The organism is Rhodococcus sp. NPDC056516 (genome assembly GCF_042794655.1).
In the GTDB taxonomy this organism is placed as follows: Bacteria; Actinomycetota; Actinomycetes; order Mycobacteriales; family Mycobacteriaceae; genus Rhodococcus_F.
Genome location: NZ_JBHTTG010000008.1, coordinates 28,875 through 46,308, shown reverse-complemented (window position 1 = coordinate 46,308; position 17,434 = coordinate 28,875). Strand labels below are relative to the sequence as shown.

At 61.6% G+C, this 17,434-nt stretch carries 20 protein-coding genes and 2 riboswitches; of the genes, 9 read left to right on the top strand and 11 right to left on the bottom strand.

All coding sequences use genetic code 11. The annotated features are described in order from the left end of the window. From ACFQ6Y_RS23565 to ACFQ6Y_RS23530, 8 genes are all read right to left on the bottom strand, one after another. Complete coding sequence (locus tag ACFQ6Y_RS23565) at nucleotides 1-1,641, bottom strand: ABC transporter substrate-binding protein (RefSeq protein WP_378637796.1); 1,641 nt, start codon at nucleotides 1,639-1,641, stop codon at nucleotides 1-3. 148 nt (nucleotides 1,642-1,789) lie between these two features. Then, nucleotides 1,790-1,879 carry a putative leader peptide gene (locus ACFQ6Y_RS23560; RefSeq protein ID WP_310504006.1) on the bottom strand — a complete coding sequence of 30 codons (90 nt, stop codon included), beginning with the start codon at nucleotides 1,877-1,879 and terminating at the stop codon, nucleotides 1,790-1,792. Nucleotides 1,880-1,887: 8 nt separating this feature from the next. Next, nucleotides 1,888-1,982, bottom strand: a riboswitch (SAM riboswitch). Nucleotides 1,983-1,999: 17 nt separating this feature from the next. After that, nucleotides 2,000-2,590: a GNAT family N-acetyltransferase gene (locus ACFQ6Y_RS23555; RefSeq protein ID WP_378637793.1), complete on the bottom strand. Its 591-nt coding sequence runs from the start codon at nucleotides 2,588-2,590 to the stop codon at nucleotides 2,000-2,002. Nucleotides 2,591-2,598: 8 nt separating this feature from the next. Then, a complete protein-coding gene (locus ACFQ6Y_RS23550; RefSeq protein ID WP_378637790.1) occupies nucleotides 2,599-3,708 on the bottom strand; it encodes an FAD-dependent oxidoreductase in 1,110 nt (369 codons plus the stop codon). Nucleotides 3,709-3,718: 10 nt separating this feature from the next. Then, entirely contained in the window at nucleotides 3,719-4,690 is a 972-nt protein-coding gene (locus ACFQ6Y_RS23545) for an ABC transporter substrate-binding protein (protein ID WP_378637787.1), read from the bottom strand. Between the two features lie 34 nt (nucleotides 4,691-4,724). Continuing rightward, the gene (locus ACFQ6Y_RS23540; RefSeq protein ID WP_020968833.1) at nucleotides 4,725-5,510 is read right to left on the bottom strand and encodes an amino acid ABC transporter ATP-binding protein; all 786 of its coding nucleotides are present in this window, start codon (nucleotides 5,508-5,510) and stop codon (nucleotides 4,725-4,727) included. Then, complete coding sequence (locus ACFQ6Y_RS23535) at nucleotides 5,507-6,481, bottom strand: amino acid ABC transporter permease (RefSeq protein WP_378537264.1); 975 nt, start codon at nucleotides 6,479-6,481, stop codon at nucleotides 5,507-5,509. Before ACFQ6Y_RS23535 ends, ACFQ6Y_RS23540 begins: the two co-directional genes overlap by 4 nt. Nucleotides 6,482-6,605: 124 nt before the next feature. Beyond that, on the bottom strand, nucleotides 6,606-6,683 hold the full coding sequence (locus tag ACFQ6Y_RS23530; protein WP_378537806.1) for a putative leader peptide: 78 nt from the start codon (nucleotides 6,681-6,683) through the stop codon (nucleotides 6,606-6,608). A 7-nt stretch (nucleotides 6,684-6,690) separates the two neighbouring features. Continuing rightward, nucleotides 6,691-6,785, bottom strand: a riboswitch (SAM riboswitch). A 199-nt stretch (nucleotides 6,786-6,984) separates the two neighbouring features. On the opposite strand from ACFQ6Y_RS23530, the gene ACFQ6Y_RS23525 reads away from it, so the two are divergent. The 8 genes from ACFQ6Y_RS23525 (at nucleotide 6,985) to ACFQ6Y_RS23490 (ending at nucleotide 13,529) form a co-directional block, all read left to right on the top strand. Continuing rightward, entirely contained in the window at nucleotides 6,985-7,752 is a 768-nt protein-coding gene (locus tag ACFQ6Y_RS23525; protein ID WP_317552607.1) for a sulfite exporter TauE/SafE family protein, read from the top strand. A gap of 37 nt (nucleotides 7,753-7,789) precedes the next feature. Further along, the gene (locus ACFQ6Y_RS23520; protein ID WP_378537262.1) at nucleotides 7,790-8,605 is read left to right on the top strand and encodes an HAD-IIA family hydrolase; all 816 of its coding nucleotides are present in this window, start codon (nucleotides 7,790-7,792) and stop codon (nucleotides 8,603-8,605) included. 285 nt (nucleotides 8,606-8,890) lie between these two features. Then, nucleotides 8,891-9,469, top strand: coding sequence for an alternate-type signal peptide domain-containing protein (locus tag ACFQ6Y_RS23515; RefSeq protein WP_378637784.1), 579 nt, complete (start codon nucleotides 8,891-8,893; stop codon nucleotides 9,467-9,469). Between the two features lie 7 nt (nucleotides 9,470-9,476). Next, the gene (locus ACFQ6Y_RS23510) at nucleotides 9,477-10,064 is read left to right on the top strand and encodes a hypothetical protein (protein ID WP_144245898.1); all 588 of its coding nucleotides are present in this window, start codon (nucleotides 9,477-9,479) and stop codon (nucleotides 10,062-10,064) included. A 30-nt stretch (nucleotides 10,065-10,094) separates the two neighbouring features. After that, nucleotides 10,095-10,757, top strand: coding sequence for a signal peptidase I (locus tag ACFQ6Y_RS23505; RefSeq protein ID WP_378637780.1), 663 nt, complete (start codon nucleotides 10,095-10,097; stop codon nucleotides 10,755-10,757). Beyond that, nucleotides 10,744-11,343: a hypothetical protein gene (locus ACFQ6Y_RS23500; RefSeq protein WP_378637777.1), complete on the top strand. Its 600-nt coding sequence runs from the start codon at nucleotides 10,744-10,746 to the stop codon at nucleotides 11,341-11,343. Before ACFQ6Y_RS23505 ends, ACFQ6Y_RS23500 begins: the two co-directional genes overlap by 14 nt. 6 nt (nucleotides 11,344-11,349) lie before the next feature. After that, complete coding sequence (locus ACFQ6Y_RS23495) at nucleotides 11,350-12,945, top strand: signal peptidase I (RefSeq protein ID WP_378637774.1); 1,596 nt, start codon at nucleotides 11,350-11,352, stop codon at nucleotides 12,943-12,945. After that, nucleotides 12,945-13,529 (top strand): alternate-type signal peptide domain-containing protein, encoded by a 585-nt coding sequence (locus tag ACFQ6Y_RS23490; protein ID WP_378637771.1) that lies wholly within the window; start codon nucleotides 12,945-12,947, stop codon nucleotides 13,527-13,529. Before ACFQ6Y_RS23495 ends, ACFQ6Y_RS23490 begins: the two co-directional genes overlap by 1 nt. 52 nt (nucleotides 13,530-13,581) lie before the next feature. Here ACFQ6Y_RS23490 and ACFQ6Y_RS23485 read toward each other — a convergent pair whose 3' ends face one another. Genes ACFQ6Y_RS23485 through ACFQ6Y_RS23475 form a run of 3 tightly spaced genes read right to left on the bottom strand, consistent with a single transcriptional unit; the run spans nucleotide 13,582 to nucleotide 15,702 of the window. After that, entirely contained in the window at nucleotides 13,582-14,805 is a 1,224-nt protein-coding gene (locus tag ACFQ6Y_RS23485) for an O-succinylhomoserine sulfhydrylase (protein ID WP_378637768.1), read from the bottom strand. Then, nucleotides 14,802-15,230 carry a rhodanese-like domain-containing protein gene (locus ACFQ6Y_RS23480; protein ID WP_230816478.1) on the bottom strand — a complete coding sequence of 143 codons (429 nt, stop codon included), beginning with the start codon at nucleotides 15,228-15,230 and terminating at the stop codon, nucleotides 14,802-14,804. The genes ACFQ6Y_RS23485 and ACFQ6Y_RS23480 overlap by 4 nt, the downstream gene beginning before the upstream one ends. A gap of 46 nt (nucleotides 15,231-15,276) precedes the next feature. Further along, complete coding sequence (locus ACFQ6Y_RS23475; protein WP_378537244.1) at nucleotides 15,277-15,702, bottom strand: hypothetical protein; 426 nt, start codon at nucleotides 15,700-15,702, stop codon at nucleotides 15,277-15,279. 230 nt (nucleotides 15,703-15,932) lie between these two features. Here ACFQ6Y_RS23475 and ACFQ6Y_RS23470 point away from each other — a divergent pair, with 230 nt between their 5' ends. Continuing rightward, a complete protein-coding gene (locus ACFQ6Y_RS23470) occupies nucleotides 15,933-17,330 on the top strand; it encodes an FAD-dependent oxidoreductase (RefSeq protein WP_230816290.1) in 1,398 nt (465 codons plus the stop codon). The last annotated feature ends 104 nt before the right edge of the window (nucleotides 17,331-17,434 follow it).

Sequence of the window (17,434 nt, the reverse complement as noted above, 5' to 3'; positions counted from 1 at the left end):
TTACTTACCCGACAACCATGCGTCGTAGAACTGCAGGCGTGACGAGGCTTCGAAGTTCAGATCCTGAACACTCGATCCGGCGCCGATGGCCTGCGAGAGCTCGATCGTGGGGATGGAGAGCCCACGGTCGAGGATCAATTCCTGAGCGGTGGAGACCAGTTCGCCGCGCTGACCGTTGTCCGTGGCTGCGAGCTGGTCGGTGAGAACCTTGTCGAGCTCCGGATCTGCGCCGCGACGATTGAGGTTGCGGCCCTCGGTGCTGAACGACGCCCGCAGGATGTCGGCGTCGGCCCGAGTGCTGTTGTAGTACAGCGAATCGTAGTCACCCGACACCCCCTTCTCGGTCCATTCACCGTTCGAGACCAGATTGAGCTGCAGGTCGACGCCGACCTTCTTGAGCTGCTGCTGCACGAGCTCGAGAATGGCCTGATTACCCGAGAACACCGGGCTGAACGTGACGCTGAACGTGAGCTTCTGCCCGTCCTTCTCGCGGATACCGTCGCTTCCGGCCTTCCAACCGGCTGCGTCGAGAAGCTTCGCCGACTTGTCCGCGTCGTAGGTCACGACACTGGATTCGTCGCTGTAGAGCGGAGTGGTGTGAGCCAACGGGCTCGTTGCCGGGAAGAACGACGGATCAAGAACGGTGTCGACGAGTTCTTGGCGGTTGATCGCCGGAATGATGGCCTGGCGGACGGCCTGATCAGCGAGTACTCCACGACTGACATTGGGCTGGAAGAAGAAGCTCACGCCCGGGTTGGGCCGGGTGAGGATGCGTCCACCGGCGCCCTCGATCTGCGGTGCGTCCTGTGGAAGCGCGTCGCTGACCGCATCGAGCTGGCCGGAAGCCACACTGCCCGCGCGCACGCCGGATTCGGGGACCACGGTGAAATCGACGCCGTCGAGGTAGGCCTCGCCCTGATGCGCGACTGCGTCCGACGCCCAGTTGTATCCCGCACGCTTGGCGATCTTGACGCTCTTGTCCTGCTGCCAGTCGGTGTACACGAATGGACCGGAGGCGATCACCGCTGCACCGGGGCAGCGCTGCTCGGATGCCAGTGCGGTGGTGGAATCGGCGAGGATTCCGAGCTGCGGCGTCGAAGTTGCTTGCAGGAACTGAACATTGGGCCCGGAGAAATTGATCTTCGCCGTGTGGGCGTCGACGACGTCGGTACCCGTGTAGGAGGACAGGTAGCTCTTCGCCAACGACGCGTTCGGTCCGAGGTTTTTGACCGAGTCGAAGGTCTTCTTGACCGAATCCGCCGTCACCGGTGTGCCGTCACTGAAAGTGACATCATCGCGAAGGACGAACGTGAAGCTCGCGGCATCGGGGCTGATCTCCCAACTCTTGGCGAGCCACGGGGTGATCTCGCCGGAGTCGGGATTTTGATCGGTCAGCGAATCCACCACGGTGCGAGTGACATACACGGTCTGGTTGCTGCCGGCCTGGGCCGGATCGGCGCACGTCGGCGCCTGCGAGAGGCCGTAACGAAGGGTTCCGCCGGACTGCGCGGGACCCGCGTCGGCACCGCTGCCGCTTCCGTCGCTGCTGCAGCCGGCGAGGACGGTCCCGAGAACCGAGACAGCACCGATACCGGCAATGACGGTCGCGCGTTTGCGGGCACCGAATGAGGGCGAAGACACCAAGAACTCCTAAAGAGGCATGCCGAAGAGCGCACCCATCGCCGTGAAGCAAGAAGCTCCGAGAAGGCGATCGAGCGCGAATCACTTGTGCAGAGAAGAGAAAACAGACTTGTCGACGACTCGCCTGAGTGTGAATGACTGACCGAGGTCAGTTGGTACAGAAAGATCCCGCGGTGCGGCACAGGTCTACGTGACGACGCGACCAGGCGGTATCGAAACCGCCTTCGACTGCCTTCATTTCGTGTTCCTCCATCGGTCCTGGCGGTAGCACCCGCACCCGATCACTCGGGGGGTTGCTGCGACTTCAATGAGCCAGGTCTCTCGGTCGCTCTGGATGGTCGTTCGCAAGTGTACGAGGCTAAACCCGGGTGTTGTCAACCCGGTCGGTAGGAATTGCTGCTCGGGTCACATTTTCGAGCACCCGAAGTTGTTTCTCGAACGGGTGGACGCCCACTTCTTCGGGCGAGAGTGAAGCGTCGTAGAGCGGTGTGTATCCACTGGACAGGTACAGCGCGACAGCCTCCGGTTGCCGAGGGCCCGTCGTCAGGAACACCCGGTTGTATCCGCGAAGCTCGATCTCTCGTTCCAACTCGCGAACGACGACCTTGCCGAGACCACGCTTCCGATAGTCGACCGATGTCCAGATTCTCTTCAATTCGGCAGTGGTGGAATCGAATTGGCGAAATGCACCACCGGCAATCGGCACATCCTCGTGGGTGAGCACCAGGAGCGCCCCCTGCGGGTACGCAAATTCTTCTGCCGGGTACGTGGTGAGATCCGCGAGCATCGCTTCGCGAGTTCCGCCGTATCGCGAGCTGTATTCGAGCGCCAATTCCGCGATCAGTGGAGCCGCCAAGGGATCGTCCTGCGATACCGAGTAGACCTCTACCGCGCCGATGCCCTCGACCTGACGGGTCCCGAGCTCCAGTGCCACAACACTTTCCTCCATGAATCTGGTCAACGCTCCCCCAGCCGAAAAACTTCCGGAGCGAGAGCGGTTCCCTCGACGAGGTTCGATACAAGTTCCCCCAGGGCCGGACCGAATTTGAATCCATGACCCGAGAATCCCGCCGCGACCGTGACGGCGCCGACTCGGTCGATGACGAAGTTACTGTCCGGCGTGCTCGTGTACAGGCACGTGATCGACTCGACCTGGGTGGAATCAACGCCGGGCAACCACGACTCGGCGTACTCGACCAATCGTTGCTCTCCGTCGACATCAGGGGTGTAGTCGCGGGTCTGTGGAGTCACGACCGGCCCGGTCGCGTGTTCGCCGATCTTGATGCCGTCCTCGGAACCGAGTCCGTAGATCCCCGCGGTCTCCAACTGCGCACCCGTGTGGTGAACGAAACTCGGCCACTCGACTCCCGGGTCCAGCGGTGCAAAGTGGGCCGGTTGTTCCTGCGTCGTGCGCAGCGTCGGGAGCACGATCTCGGAACCGAGTCCGCTGTCTGCGATCAGGTCCACAGTCCACGCCCCAGCCGCGATCACGACCTGACGAGCCGCGAGCGTTCCGCCGTCCGTCACCACGTCCACGCCGTACGACGCTCGCGCGAGTGCCAATACCCGAACGTCGTGACGGACCTCGGCACCGGCGAACACCGCTCCCGCTCTCAGCGCGGTCACGGCGCGGTCCGCGTGCAACCGGCCTGCATCGGGGTGATGGAGCACGGTGGTGTCGAATCGCAACCCCGGCCAGCGGGCGGACGCCTCTGTAGGAGTGAGGATCTCACCCTTGATGCCGGCCTCGACCAATATCTGCGCCTTGGACTGCACTGCCTGCGGCAGACCGTGATCGACGGCACCGGTCAGTTCCAGGAACCCGATGTCCGTGGTGGACTCCAACTCCCGCCACAGTGGCAGCGCGTCGGCCGCCAATCCTGTGTACAGGTGATTGTCGTAGGCCTGACGGTAGATGCGCGAAGTACCGTGCGATGCACCGTGCTTGTGCCCCGGCCCGAACTGTTCCAGCTGTACGACGCTGTGTCCGCGCGCCGCGAGCCGCCATGCGGCGGAGGACCCGACGAGTCCTCCGCCGATGACGATCACATCGAGAATCTCACTCATGGACGAGAGCTCACTTGGTCTTGGGAAGGCCGGGCGGGTTGATCAGAGACTTGTCGACGGCTTCGCTGGTGATGTTCCAACGCTCGAGGATCTGCTGGTACGTACCGTTCTCGATCGTGTGGTTGATCGCGTCGTTGACGGCCTTGATCAACCCGTTGTCCTTCTTCACCAGCACCGCGATCTGTCCTTGCAAAGTGTCGCCGGCACCGGAGAACTCACCGACAACCTCGGTTTCACCCGACTGCTTGGCGTGGAACTGCGACGACGGGTTCGGGCCGAAGTAGGCGTCGATTCGGCCGGACTGCAAGGGGAGGTAGTAGTCGGTGGTGTTCTGGTAGTAGGAGATGTCGGTGGGCGCCAGGCCGGCCGCGACGTTCTGCTCACTCCACTTGACCAGCAGCGCTTCCTGATTGGTACCAGAGGAGACGGCGATCTTCTTGCCGGCGACGTCCTTGGGTTCCTTGATGGAGATCCCGGCGCCCTTCTTCGCTTCGAAGGCCAGGGTGTCGAGTCGGTAGGTGGCGAAGTCGTACTTCTCCTTACGCTCCTCTGTGACAGTCACGTTGGAGAGGAAAGCGTCGGCTTCCCCGGAGTCGATGCGGACGAAGTTCTGTGCCCAGTCTGCTGTCTGCAGATCGACCTTCAAACCGAGAACGTCACCGATCAGGTAGGCGAAGTCGGTCTCGGAGCCGATGAGGGTGGTGTCGTCGTCGGCGTAGAAGCGAAGCGGCGGAGCGGAACCGGCACTACCGGTGACTCGCAGCGTGCCGCGATCACGAATGTCCTGAGGAACCTCGGCGGCGATGGCATCCACCTTGTCGGTGGTGATGCGATTCTGGTCGGCGGTGAGGTTGTAACCCGCGGCCGCGGTGACCTGGGCGCCGTCGGACTCGGCGTCAGCGCTGCTGCACGCAGCGCTGAGCAGTCCGACGGTGGCAAGAGCCGAGATCAGAAATGTCGCGCGACGGGATGGGGAGAACATCAATTTTTCCTTCCGGGAATGAGTCTGGGTCGCGTCAGAGGACGCGGGAGAGAAACGCTTTGGTCCGTTCGTGGACCGGATTGTCGATCACCTGCGACGGCGGGCCCTGTTCGACGATGACGCCGCCGTCCATGAAGACCGCGGTGTCCGCCACCTCCCGAGCAAATCCGACCTCGTGCGTGACGATCACCAAGGTGGCGCCGTCGCGGGCAAGCTGGGCAAGAACTTCGAGGACTTCGCCGACCAACTCGGGATCGAGCGCCGACGTCGGTTCGTCGAAGAGAATCACAGCCGGACGCAGTGCCAACGCTCGCGCTATCGCTACGCGCTGTTGCTGGCCACCGGAGAGTTGGCGGGGATACTCGTCTGCCTTGTCTCCCACTCCCACTCGCTCGAGCAGAGCGCGGGCTTCGCGGTAGACCTCGTCACGGTCTCGTTTCTGGGCCGAGAGCGGTGCTTCCACCACGTTCTCCAGCGCGGTCAGGTGCGGAAACAGGTTGAAGTTCTGGAACACGAATCCGATATGTGAACGCTGCTTCAGGATCTCGCGGTCACGCAGTTCGTGAAGTCGATTTCCCTTGCGCCGGTATCCGATCAGTTCTCCGTCGATCCGTACGGTCCCGCGGTCGACCTTCTCGAGGTGATTGAGGGTGCGCAGCAAGGTGGACTTACCGGAACCGGACGGTCCGAGAATGACGGTCACTTCGCCCTTGCGAACCAGGAGATCAACGCCGGCAAGTACTTCCAGCGTGCCGAACGACTTGTGGATTCCGCGCGCTTCGACGGCGTACACCGTCTCTTCGGCCAATTCTGCGGTCATCGGGTCGCACCTCTCGGAATATCGAGACGCGCGTCACGAATCTCTTCGAACTTCTTGCGCGCCTTCTGGATCGGAGTCAACGGAAGGGCGCGAGCGGATCCCCGTGCATAGTGGCGCTCAACGTAGTACTGACCGATCGAGAGCAACGTCGTGAGGATGATGTACCAGATTGTGGCGACCATCAGCAGGGGCACAACTCGCCCGTTGCGGCCGAAGATGACCTGCACCTGGTAGAACAGTTCGGCGATCGCCATGGTGGAGACGATGGACGTTCCCTTGAAGAGTCCGATGACCTCGTTGGCGGCATTGGGGAGGATCGCCCGCATCGCCTGCGGGAGAATGATCTTGAAGAACTGGCGACTGCGCGGAATACCGAGCGAGTGAGCTGCTTCGATCTGACCGTGATCCACCGAGATAATTCCGGAGCGGATGATCTCGGCCGAGTACGCGGCCTGGTGCAGTGCCAAACCGATGACTGCTGCAGTGAATCCGCCGATCACACCGCTGACCTGGAAGGTGAAGAACTCCGGTCCGAAAGGTATTCCAAGAGAAAGGGTCTGGTACAGGTACGTGATGTTGAACCAGAAGAGCAGCTGCACGATGAGCGGAATCGAGCGGAAGGCCCAGATGTAGGTCCAGGCGATCACCTGCAGGACCGGGTTCTTCGACAACCGGCCGAGTGCCAGGAAAACACCGAGCCCGAATCCGAGGATCGTCCCCCACAGGGTCAGTTTGATCGTCATCCACAACGCGGCAAGCACCGATTTCGCGGTGAAGTACTGCGCGAACGTCGGCCAGTCCCAGCCGGGGTTGACGACGAGTCCGTGAATGAATTGAGCAAGCAAAACCAGCACGACCGCGCTGATCACCCAGCGCAACGGGTGCCAGGTACGAGCAACGACAAGTTCCGAGTCGGGAAGCTGCGGCTCGGCCACCGACTTTTCGGGGCGGACATCGGTGGGCGCGCTCACGGCGCACTACCTGACGGAGTGGACATCACGAATAGACCTTTCGGGGAATGGGAACGCAGCTGTGTTCTCGAGGTGGCGTACTCGAGTTGCGAAGACGACGACAGTTCGGTCGGTGACAGTGAGGTCAGAGACAGTGACACGAAGCGGTGCGGCACAGATCGATGTGACGACGCCTGTGCGCAGCGTGCGAAGTGGAACCCATGTGATGCCTTCCATCGGTCCTGGCGGTAGCACCCGCTCCCGATCACTCGGGGGGTTGCTGCGACGTCGACGAGCCAGGTCTCTCGGTCGCTCTGGATGGTGAGCAAAGACTAGACGCGAAATCTCGAGTCGTCAAATGTTGTATTTCCCTGCACTGCAAGGGAAATGAAGGTTGCTTCATGTTGAAATCGCACTGATTTCAACGGTGTCCGAAACCTTGGTCGCCGTGTTCAATGGAGTGTTCGAATCGAGACCGGGACCGCCGTCCGGACTGACTTTTCCTCTGCCGTACCGTCTGCGGAGTGAGTGGAATCGACGCTTTCTTCATCTTGTTGGCCGGCATCGGTGCGGGCGCGATCAATGCCGTCGTCGGCAGTGGAACGCTGATCACGTTTCCCACCCTGGTCGCCTTCGGGATGCCGCCGGTGACCGCGACCATGTCCAACGCAGTCGGGCTCGTCGCCGGCGGGGTTTCGGGCACGTGGGGATACCGGCGTGAGTTGTCCGGGCAGTGGGATCGTTTGAAGTGGCAGATTCCCGCGTCGCTCGCCGGCGCACTCCTTGGTTCGTGGTTGCTCATGCACCTACCCGAGAAACTGTTCGAGACCATCGTTCCGGTGCTGCTGATCCTGGCTCTCGCACTTGTCCTCCTCCAGCCACGTATCCAGGCGTGGGCGAAGAAGCGTTCCACCGAAGAGACGACGCTGTCCACCAAGAGGCTGATGCTCCTGACCGCGGGCACCTTTGCCGTCGGCATCTACGGCGGCTACTTCACCGCCGCGCAGGGCATCCTCCTCATCGGTGTGATGGGTGCCATCCTCCCGGAAACCCTCCAGCGCATGAACGGCGCGAAGAACCTGCTCTCACTGCTCGTCAACATCGTCGCGGCCGGAATGTACATCACCCTGGCCTTCGACCAGATCAATTGGGCAGCAGCAGGTTTGATCGCTGTCGGCTCACTCGGTGGCGGCGTTCTCGGCGCCCGCTACGGACGACGCCTGTCCCCCACTGCACTGCGATACACGATTGTCGTCGTCGGCCTGATCGGCTTGTGGCGTCTTCTCGCTTGACCGCCCACATCGGGCGGCACCCGCACATACTGGAGATATGACCAGAACAGACGATCAGACCGGTTGGACCTACCTCATGGACATGGACGGGGTTCTCGTCCACGAGGAGCACTTGATACCCGGAGCAGACACGTTCCTGGCAGAACTGGCGTCGAACGACATTCCGTACATGGTGCTCACCAACAACTCCATCCGCACCCCGCGTGACCTGCGAGCACGCCTCCTCAATTCGGGACTCGACATCCCGGAGAAGTCGATCTGGACGTCAGCGCTCGCTACCGCGACCTTCCTGGCCAACCAGCGTCCGGGCGGCAGCGCCTACGTGGTCGGTGAATCGGGCCTGACCACTGCACTGCACGACATCGGCTACGTCCTGACGGACAGCGACCCCGACTACGTCGTCCTCGGCGAGACGCGCACGTACTCCTTCGAGGCGATCACCACGGCCATTCGCCTGGTCGAGCGTGGATCGCGGTTCATCGCCACCAACCCCGACGCCACCGGACCGTCGCGCGACGGCTCTCTCCCGGCCACGGGCTCGGTCGCCGCTCTCATCACCAAGGCAACCGGGCGCGATCCCTACTACGTCGGCAAGCCCAACGCCTTGATGATGCGGTCCGCCCTGCGGTCCATCGGCGCACATTCGGCCAACACGTTGATGATCGGCGACCGCATGGACACCGACATCGTCTGCGGCCTCGAAGCCGGACTGCAGACGATTCTGGTGATGACCGGAATCTCGACCCGCGCGTCGGTGGAGCTCTACCCGTACCGCCCGACCATCGTCCTCGAGTCGGTCGCGGATTTGGTCGGAATGACAACCGATCCATTCCGTAGCAACGCAAACAATTGAAGGAATTGTCAAAAGAATGGAAAGTTGGTAATTAACTGGTAAAAACAGCGAGTTTGCCAGGATCCGACTCGTCCCGTTTGTCCAACTGGACAAACAAACGGTTTTCTTCGCACCAAAATTACATACTGATAGTTATCCGCAGGTCAGAGCCACTTTCAATTCCCCGGACAATGTGGATCACAGTCGAAAAAGAAATTTTGGAAAAGTAGTAACGAATCGTTTGCCATGGCTGATACTCATGTCTGAACGACCCATTTCGGGTCCCAGACATGAAATGAGATTTTCATGAAGAAGCAGACCAAGGGCGCGATCGCTGCTGCGGCGGCCGGTGCCCTCCTCCTCGGTGGAGCGGGCTCGCTCGCAATGTGGAGTGACAGCGAAGTAGTCGGCGGCGGCGGCGCTGTCACAGCGGGCACGTTGCAGCTCGCTCCCTGCGCCCCGGTATCCGGAACGGGATGGCAGTCCACGAACCCCACGGTGAAGCCGATCACGGATATCACCGCATGGCGAATTGTGCCGACAGAAGTGCTCACGTTCGACTGCACAACTTCGATCACCGCAGACGGCGATCGCCTCGCCGCCACTATCGCGGCGGACACGAGCACCATCACAGCCGGCACGACGGCAGCTCCAGGAGCCACCGCGAATCAACTCAAAGACAACATCACGGCAACCACGGTGGTGACCGTAGGCGGCACCGTAGTCACGGCTGCATCCCCATTGACCGAAGCCGACAACGGCAAACCTGTGACGGTGAAGGTCACATTGACCTTCGCTGACGTTCAGCTTCTTGTGGCTCAGGGCGCGTCGGTCAACTTGTCGAACCTCGCCATCAAGCTGCAACAGCAAGCCATCCCGGCATAAACGATCGATGAAGGGGAGAGCTTGGGGAGCCCTTGCGGGCGCGTCGGTGATTGTGTTGATGTTCGCATCAGCGCAAGGCACCGGCGCGCTTTGGAAGTCCGCTGCCCCGATCAGCAACGACGTACTGACCGCCGGTGGTAGCACGTTCGCACTCAAGGTGGGTTCTACGGCTGCCAACGCCGCCAGTACCTACACCTGGAGCACGTTCGCGGGGACTGGGATGACGTCTACAACCGCCGTGCAGATGCCGCTGACCATCCTGAACCCGGCAACCAACGCTTCCGGTCTGAGATTCAGATTGGCTTCCGTGACTGCCACCAACACAAATCCTGTTCTCGACCTCAAGATATCGACCGTGTTGAGCACCACGGATTGCCCGAACAACGTATCAACAGGCTCACCCGTTGCCGGAACCTCTGTCTATTCGGGACCGGCAACAAGCGCCGTATATCCGGTGCCCGCGAACCCCGGGATCTCGTTGGCCAATGGCAGTTCCACGGTCTGGTGCATGCGCGCGTCGGTGAACATGACAGGAACCACAGCGGGCGGGGTGTCGACCAAGCTCGTTTTCACCTTCACAGCAGTTCAGGTGTAGGACTCGATCAAGATGACAGGCGACAAGCGAATGAACACGAAACACTCCCATCGACGTGAACGGACCGGCCCGCTGTGGTGGGTCAGCTCGGTTGTGACCTGGGTTTTGCTGTTCGCTCTGTGCGCGGTCATCGTCGTCACGATCGTGATACCGATCGTCACAGGCTCACATCGATTTACGATCCTCACGGGCTCGATGCGTCCTACCTACGAACCGGGCACACTCATCATTGTCAAACCTGTGGACGAGGGCGATCTGACCGTCGGAATGCCCATCACCTACCAACTCGAATCAGGCCAGCCGACTGTTGTCACGCATCGGATCATTTCGATGAGCATCAACACCAAAGGCGAACGCACGTTCATCACGCAGGGCGACGCCAACAACACCCCCGACGAGAAGCCGGTGCTCCCGGTACAGATTCGCGGCAAGGTGTGGTATTCGGTCCCCTATCTTGGTCACGTCAACAGTTGGCTGACCGGCGACCAGCGCAAGGTCATCCTCACCGTTACGGTCGGCACGCTGGGGGTGTACGCGTTGTACATGATCGCCAGCGGGACACGTGAAAGTGTGCGCTCTCGCAACAAGAATCGGAGCGAGTCACAAGGATCCGCACCAGACGATTCAGCTGACACCGCAAATCCGGAAACAACTAGGTCGACGAAAGATGGTGTGCACCATGGCGGGCAATGAGAGCTCGTTGCGTCAGCGTTTTTCCGGAGCCCGAAGCACTCGTATTCGGGCGCTGCTCTCACTCGGTATGGTGCTCGGAGTCGGCACGTTGAGCACCATGGCGGCCTGGGGTGCAACAGCCACATCCACGTCAGGAGACTTCTCCGCGGGAACCGTCAACCTGGTCGCATCGAGCACTGGTGTGACCGAGGCAAAGAACATCACCATCAGCCTGTCGTCGAGCGCCATGACATCCACAACCGCTGTGACACAGAGTCTGACCGTGAAGAACACCGGGTCCTTCAGTGCCTCTCTCGGCATCACGGCCCAGTCTCCCGCATCGACTCCGCCGAGTTTCGCTGCGGCGCTGAAAATCTCGGTGTATCTGGATAGCACATCCTCTGGATCGGCGTGCTCCGGCACTGCGCAAAAGGCAGAGCTCGCGCTGGTCGGCGGTGGCAGTACAGCGGCGCTCCTCGCAAACCCGATAACGCTGGCCGCTGGGGCCAGCAGGATTCTGTGCGTGAAAATGACTCTGGCCGCAGGTACTCCGGGAGGCGGAAACCTCCCCTATACGCAACTCAACATCGCGGGAACGGCGGTCTGAATCGATATGTCACATCCCAACCGCCCGGACGCGATCAATCGCTTCAAGCAAGCTGCTCTGACCACAGGCGCCGTCCTCGGAGTTCTGTGCATCGTCGCCACAGCACTGTCATTGGCACTCGGCATCAAACCCGTCGTCTTTCGATCCGGCTCGATGTCTCCCGCAATACCGACGGGCTCGTTGGCATTTGTGAAATCCCAACCGGTATCCGAATTGTCGGTTGGCGACGTCGTCAGTGTCACCACCAGCGGTGGCGAGAGACTCACTCACCGCGTGTACGGAATCGATCAGCTGGACAACAATCTGTCGTCGCTGACACTCAAAGGTGACGCCAACGATGCCCCCGATACAGAAACATACGCGGTAGCCGACGCAGACCTGGTTGTATTCAGCATGAGTCGAGTCGGCTACGTACTGGCGTGGCTGTCCGGTCCGATCGGAATCTTCGCCGGCGGGTTGTTTGCCGGATCCCTGTTGATGATCGCATTTCGTCCGGCGCCACGCGGCGAAGGTCCACCGAACGGCGGCATGCCTGCTACCGACATACCCGATGGCGCTCCGACTGCACCCGAGCATAACTCGCCTCGTTCGAGTTGGACGCAGGTCTCGTCACGCATCCTCACAGCACCCTGGCGGCGAAGGGAAATGATCCTCGTTACAGCTTCGGGACTGGGCGCACTGCTGGCGATGTCACCGATCGGCAACACCGCCGCCACGATCACCGACACCGCAACCGCAAAGACCGGCCAGTTCGCCACAGTCCAGACCTTCACATGCGAGAACTATTCACCGAGCCTTCTTGCCTCCAGTGCTCGAATTACGTGGACGGCGCCTGGACCGGGAACCTACACCTATCGTGTTCTGGTGCTCAAGCCCGACGGCACCACCTATAGCGATAACACGCAGAGCGCCACCACCGTTGACATCACTCTCCCACCCGCACTTCTAGATCTGAGCGGCACCTCTACAGTACGGATTTACTCGATTGAAAGCGGACTGACGGCCCCTACATGGACGGGTTTCACGCTGACCAAAGGCCTTCTCTTCGGTGGAACATATTGCGGCTCCACGATTTCTGGAACCGGCGCCGCCACCAGAGTGGCTGCCAGTGCTCCCACACCAACATCGACTCAGTCGACCGCAACCACGGCTCCGGCAACAACAACACCGACGGCAACCACCACCACAGGTACCACCGAACCGACTCCATCAACGTCCGCGTCGACCACAACGACACCGACCACAACCATCAGCACAACACCGAAAATCAGTACCACTACCGAGATCACCACGACAACAACTGCCCCCCCGACTGAAACACAGGTCGGATCCGACCTCGTCTCAACAGGTCGGGACTCATACACCGCCCGCAAAATCCATAGCGACACAGGTATTTTCCTTGACGTGTACGACGCGCTCGGAACTCGGATCTATCGCACGTCCATCGAATCGACCGATGTACTGCACTGGCTCTCAGGTACCAACCAGTTGTGGATCATCGACACGAAAGGCGCTGAGTTCGTGGAATTCACAGCAGGAACGGGGTTGCGACAGAGCGCACCGGGCGACCTTCCGGCCGAGATCGAGGATTTGGTGCCCTGATGCAGAGGCAGATAAAGGGCGCGCTCGCAGCGACTGTCGCGCTGGTGGTCATGCTCGGTGGGGGGAACTCACTCGCGAAATGGGTCGACCAGGAAACACTGTCGGGCGCGAAGGTCACGGCAGGCACGCTGTCACTTGGGGCGTGTATCAAAGATGGCGCGAGCGGGTGGTCCGAAAGAGTCTCTGCCCCAGAACCCAACCCGAACCCCTATATCCCGATTGCCGATATTGCTTCGTTCAGGCTTCGAACCGGCTACGACTACGTCTATTACTGCCATTCACCGGTTTCGGCTACCGGCCCTCGGTTGCGAGCATCGGTGACCGCGGACCCATCACTTGCCGGCGGCACTCTGCCATCTACCGTCAACGCATTCAGAACTTACGTAACAACGCAGGCGAACGTCGACTTGTACGACAGCACACTGACTCCCAAGATTCGCAGTGACCTCACCTCTGCACAGAACGGCCAAGACGTCTTGGTAACCGTGGCGTTCACCATCCTTCCGAACGACCCACTCAGTGCAGGCGGAACCCTGACCATGGCCGGCCTCAGCCTGGTCACCCAACAATTGGCGCCAACCTGAGCGGAGAGTTCCGATGGCAATGCCATCGGAAGTCTCCGCGGTTGCGGCGCGACTAGCCCAGCGCGCGCTTCAGATCAGCCAACAGATCGGCAGTGTCCTCGAGCCCCACGGACAAGCGCACGACGCCATCCGTAATACCCACTGCTGCGCGGCCTTCCGGCCCCATGGCCCGGTGCGTCGTCGTGGCTGGATGGGTGATCAAGGACTTGGAGTCACCGAGGTTGTTGGAGATGTCGATGACGCGCAGGCCGTTGAGAACCTCGAATGCCCGCTTCTTGCCCTCACAGTCGGGGGCGTTGAGCTCGAACGTGACAACGGTTCCACCGCCGCTCATTTGAGACTTCGCGAGCTCGTGCTGTGGGTGCGAAGTCAGGTACGGGTACTTGACCCACTTGACGCCGGAGTGCCCTTCGAGGAATTCTGCGATCTCGAGGGCCGAAGCCACGGAGTGCCGAATGCGGACCGGCATCGTCTCGAGACCCTTGAGTAGCGTCCAGGCGTTGAACGGGCTGAGCGCAGGTCCGGTGTGCCGCATCAGTTCTCGAACGGGACCGCTGATGTACTCCTCGGTTCCGAGGATCGCGCCGCCGAGCACGCGGCCCTGACCGTCGATGTGCTTGGTACCGGAGTACACAACGACGTCGGCGCCCAAATCGAGGCTACGCTGCAGCAGCGGTGTGGCGAAGACGTTGTCCAGCACTACCTTTGCCCCGGCTGCATGAGCAAGCTCCGACACCCGCCGAACGTCGACGAGGGACTGCATCGGGTTGGACGGCGTCTCGAAGAACACCGCCGTGGTGGGCACGGACAGCGCCTCTTCCCACTGCGCGTTGTCCTCGCCGTCGACAAAAACGACCTCGACGCCCCAGCGCGGGAGGATCTCGTTGCACACCACGAAGCAGGATCCGAAAAGGCTGCGCGCGGCAACCAGTCGGTCGCCGTTGCCCAACAGCGCACCCAACGCCGTGAAGACGGCCGACATTCCGCTGGCCGTCGCAAAGCAGGCTTCCGCGCCTTCGATCAGACGCAGACGTTCTTCGAACATCTTGACCGTCGGGTTGCCGTAGCGGGAGTAGACAAAGTGATCCACCTCGCCGGTGAAGGCTTGTTCGGCGGCTTCTGCACTCTCGTAAACGAATCCGGAGTTGAGGAACAGCGCTTCGGACGTCTCCTCGAACCCGGTACGCATCAGTCCGCCGCGAACACCGAGAGTGCCGAGACCGACGTCGTCCGGCAGCGCTCGTTGAAATGCGCCACCCTGGGGAATTCCGCTCACTGCTGCCTCCACGGCAGACCGATGGCCCGCCAACCTACAAGTCCGCGATGTCCGTCGGCACCCAATGCGCCTTCGAACCCGTCGAGCACGTTGAACGACGGGCCGATGCCCGCCGCAGTCGCAGCTTCCGCCGCACCGATGGAACGCTGTCCGGATCGACACAGGAAGATCACCGGACGCTCCGACCCGGAGGAATCGGCGGTGATGCCGGCTTCCTTCAACTGGTCGACGAAGTTGTCATTGCGCGCGCCGGTCGGGTGGCTCACCCATTCGATCAGTGCGGCCTGCTTGCCGAGGGAGGAAACATCGGGGACACCGACGTACTTCCACTCCGCATCGGTCCGCACGTCGACCAGCACGGCGTCGGGGTTTTCGCGGAGCAGCTCCCAGGCTTGCTCCGGCGTCAGATCGCCTGCGTAACTCACGTAGTCCATGTTTTCACAAGACTGCCGTGAGCGCCTGAGTGGGCCGTCAGTTACAGACGACCCAGCGGTTGCCGTCACGGGTCAGTGCCCAAGTCGAGACTCGATCGCCCGCTCCGCCACCGGTGATTGTCACGTCGGCCCTGCCGCGATCGCCGTTGACCTCGACCTTGTCCACACCTTTGAGTTCGACGGTCCCGTCCACGCCGGCCAGCGGACCAGTGCTCGAATTGAAGCTCGCGCAGGTCAGGGTCTTGATCGTTTCCGCATCATCTCGGTTCTCGGCATCGACGTAGTCGGTGACGGAACGGCTGACACGGTCGGACTCGGTGACGTTCTCCTCCGCCGGCGAAATCCACGACGCGACAAAGATGCCACCCAGAATCAAGGCGACGATGGCGACAGCCAAGAGAAATGGCCCCGCAGACGCCTTCTTGCCATCGATGTTGTCGGATTCGCGAAGCTCGTCACTCATAGTGCCAATACTCCCCCACAACTTGGAATTGTGGCCCGCCAAGGATCAGGCCCCTACCCCGAATACCCGAGACAACGGGAGAATGGGAAGAAAGAATAGGTTTACCCACAACCGATCGAGTGAGAGTGTGGATCCGTTCGGCCGCAACCGAGGCACTGTGCTTAGGTTCGGCTAAATTGGATACTTGTCGATATGTTGTCCGAACTTCGAAGAAGGTAGCTGTCCTCACGATGACTGACTCCAACCGCCCACTCCGGGTCGCGATCGTCGGCGCCGGCCCCGCCGGCATCTACGCCGCCGACGCCCTCATGAAATCCGACACCGCAGTCTCCGGCCGCGGCGTCAGCATCGACCTCTTCGAGCGCATGCCCGCGCCCTTCGGCCTGATTCGTTACGGCGTTGCGCCCGATCATCCGCGCATCAAGGGCATCATCACCGCCCTGCACAAGGTGCTCGACAAGCCTCAGGTACGCCTGCTCGGCAACATCGACTACGGCACCGACATCACCCTCGACGACCTGCAGTCGTTCTACGACGCAGTCATCTTCTCCACCGGCGCCAACGCCGACCGCGCACTCGGCATCCCGGGTATCGAACTCGACGGCAGCTACGGCGCGGCCGACTTCGTCTCCTGGTACGACGGCCACCCCGACGTACCGCGTACGTGGCCGCTCGAAGCCGAGAAGGTCGCCGTCCTCGGCGTGGGCAACGTTGCACTCGACATCGCCCGCGTCCTCGCCAAGACCGGCGACGAACTGCTGCCCACTGAGATCCCCGCGAACGTCTACGAGGGCCTCAAGAACAACAAGGCCGTCGAGGTTCACGTCTTCGGACGCCGCGGCCCGGCCCAGGCCAAGTTCACTCCTCTCGAACTGCGCGAACTCGACCACTCGCCGACCATCGAGGTCATCGTCGACCCCGAGGACATCGACTACGACGAGGGTTCCGAGCAGGCTCGCCGCAACTCCAAGCAGGTCGACATGGTTGCGAACACCCTGCAGGACTGGGCAATTCGCGACGTCGGAGCCCGCCCCCACAAGCTGTTCCTGCACTTCTTCGAATCTCCGACCGAGATCCTCGGCGAAGACGGCAAGGTCGTAGGCCTGCGCACCGAGCGCACCCAGCTCGACGGCACCGGCAACGTCAAGGGCACCGGCACGTACAAGGACTGGGACGTCCAGGCCGTGTACCGCGCCGTCGGTTACCTCTCACAGAACGTCACACAGTTGCCGTTCGACGATCAGGCAGGCACCGTTCCCAACGACGCCGGCCGCGTCGTCGCCGACGACAACGCCGAAGGCGCCGCCCGGTTCATGCCGGCCACGTACGTCACCGGCTGGATCAAGCGCGGCCCCGTCGGCCTCATCGGCCACACCAAGGGTGACGCCAACGAAACCGTCGCGAACCTCCTCGAGGATTCCGTCAACTTCGCCGGCGCCGCGAACCCCGACGAGAACGCAGTCATCGAGTTCCTCGAAGGCAAGCAGGTGCCGTACACGACGTGGCAGGGCTGGTACCGCCTCGACGCCCATGAGCGCAGCCTGGGTGAGCCCGAGGGCCGTGAGCGCATCAAGGTCGTCGAGCGTCACGACATGCTGAAGGCTTCCGAGCCCGACCGCACCAACTGAGTGCACAGAAGTAACTGAACACAAGCCATCCACCGGCCCGACGCGACCCAGGTCACATCGGGCCGGTGGTGTGTGCAGGGACCCAAGACAACAGGGCAAAATAG

What these genes read in the sequence shown, in the direction of transcription:
- ACFQ6Y_RS23500 (WP_378637777.1), top strand. Translation starts at nt 10,744, where the DNA reads ATGGCGGGCAATGAGAGCTCGTTGCGTCAGCGTTTTTCCGGAGCCCGA.
- ACFQ6Y_RS23470 (WP_230816290.1), top strand. Translation starts at nt 15,933, where the DNA reads ATGACTGACTCCAACCGCCCACTCCGGGTCGCGATCGTCGGCGCCGGC.
- ACFQ6Y_RS23550 (WP_378637790.1), bottom strand. Translation starts at nt 3,708, where the DNA reads ATGAGTGAGATTCTCGATGTGATCGTCATCGGCGGAGGACTCGTCGGG.
- ACFQ6Y_RS23520 (WP_378537262.1), top strand. Translation starts at nt 7,790, where the DNA reads ATGACCAGAACAGACGATCAGACCGGTTGGACCTACCTCATGGACATG.
- ACFQ6Y_RS23490 (WP_378637771.1), top strand. Translation starts at nt 12,945, where the DNA reads ATGCAGAGGCAGATAAAGGGCGCGCTCGCAGCGACTGTCGCGCTGGTG.
- ACFQ6Y_RS23560 (WP_310504006.1), bottom strand. Translation starts at nt 1,879, where the DNA reads ATGAAGGCAGTCGAAGGCGGTTTCGATACCGCCTGGTCGCGTCGTCAC.
- ACFQ6Y_RS23515 (WP_378637784.1), top strand. Translation starts at nt 8,891, where the DNA reads ATGAAGAAGCAGACCAAGGGCGCGATCGCTGCTGCGGCGGCCGGTGCC.
- ACFQ6Y_RS23555 (WP_378637793.1), bottom strand. Translation starts at nt 2,590, where the DNA reads ATGGAGGAAAGTGTTGTGGCACTGGAGCTCGGGACCCGTCAGGTCGAG.
- ACFQ6Y_RS23475 (WP_378537244.1), bottom strand. Translation starts at nt 15,702, where the DNA reads ATGAGTGACGAGCTTCGCGAATCCGACAACATCGATGGCAAGAAGGCG.
- ACFQ6Y_RS23545 (WP_378637787.1), bottom strand. Translation starts at nt 4,690, where the DNA reads ATGTTCTCCCCATCCCGTCGCGCGACATTTCTGATCTCGGCTCTTGCC.
- ACFQ6Y_RS23540 (WP_020968833.1), bottom strand. Translation starts at nt 5,510, where the DNA reads ATGACCGCAGAATTGGCCGAAGAGACGGTGTACGCCGTCGAAGCGCGC.
- ACFQ6Y_RS23510 (WP_144245898.1), top strand. Translation starts at nt 9,477, where the DNA reads ATGAAGGGGAGAGCTTGGGGAGCCCTTGCGGGCGCGTCGGTGATTGTG.
- ACFQ6Y_RS23505 (WP_378637780.1), top strand. Translation starts at nt 10,095, where the DNA reads ATGAACACGAAACACTCCCATCGACGTGAACGGACCGGCCCGCTGTGG.
- ACFQ6Y_RS23530 (WP_378537806.1), bottom strand. Translation starts at nt 6,683, where the DNA reads ATGGGTTCCACTTCGCACGCTGCGCACAGGCGTCGTCACATCGATCTG.
- ACFQ6Y_RS23495 (WP_378637774.1), top strand. Translation starts at nt 11,350, where the DNA reads ATGTCACATCCCAACCGCCCGGACGCGATCAATCGCTTCAAGCAAGCT.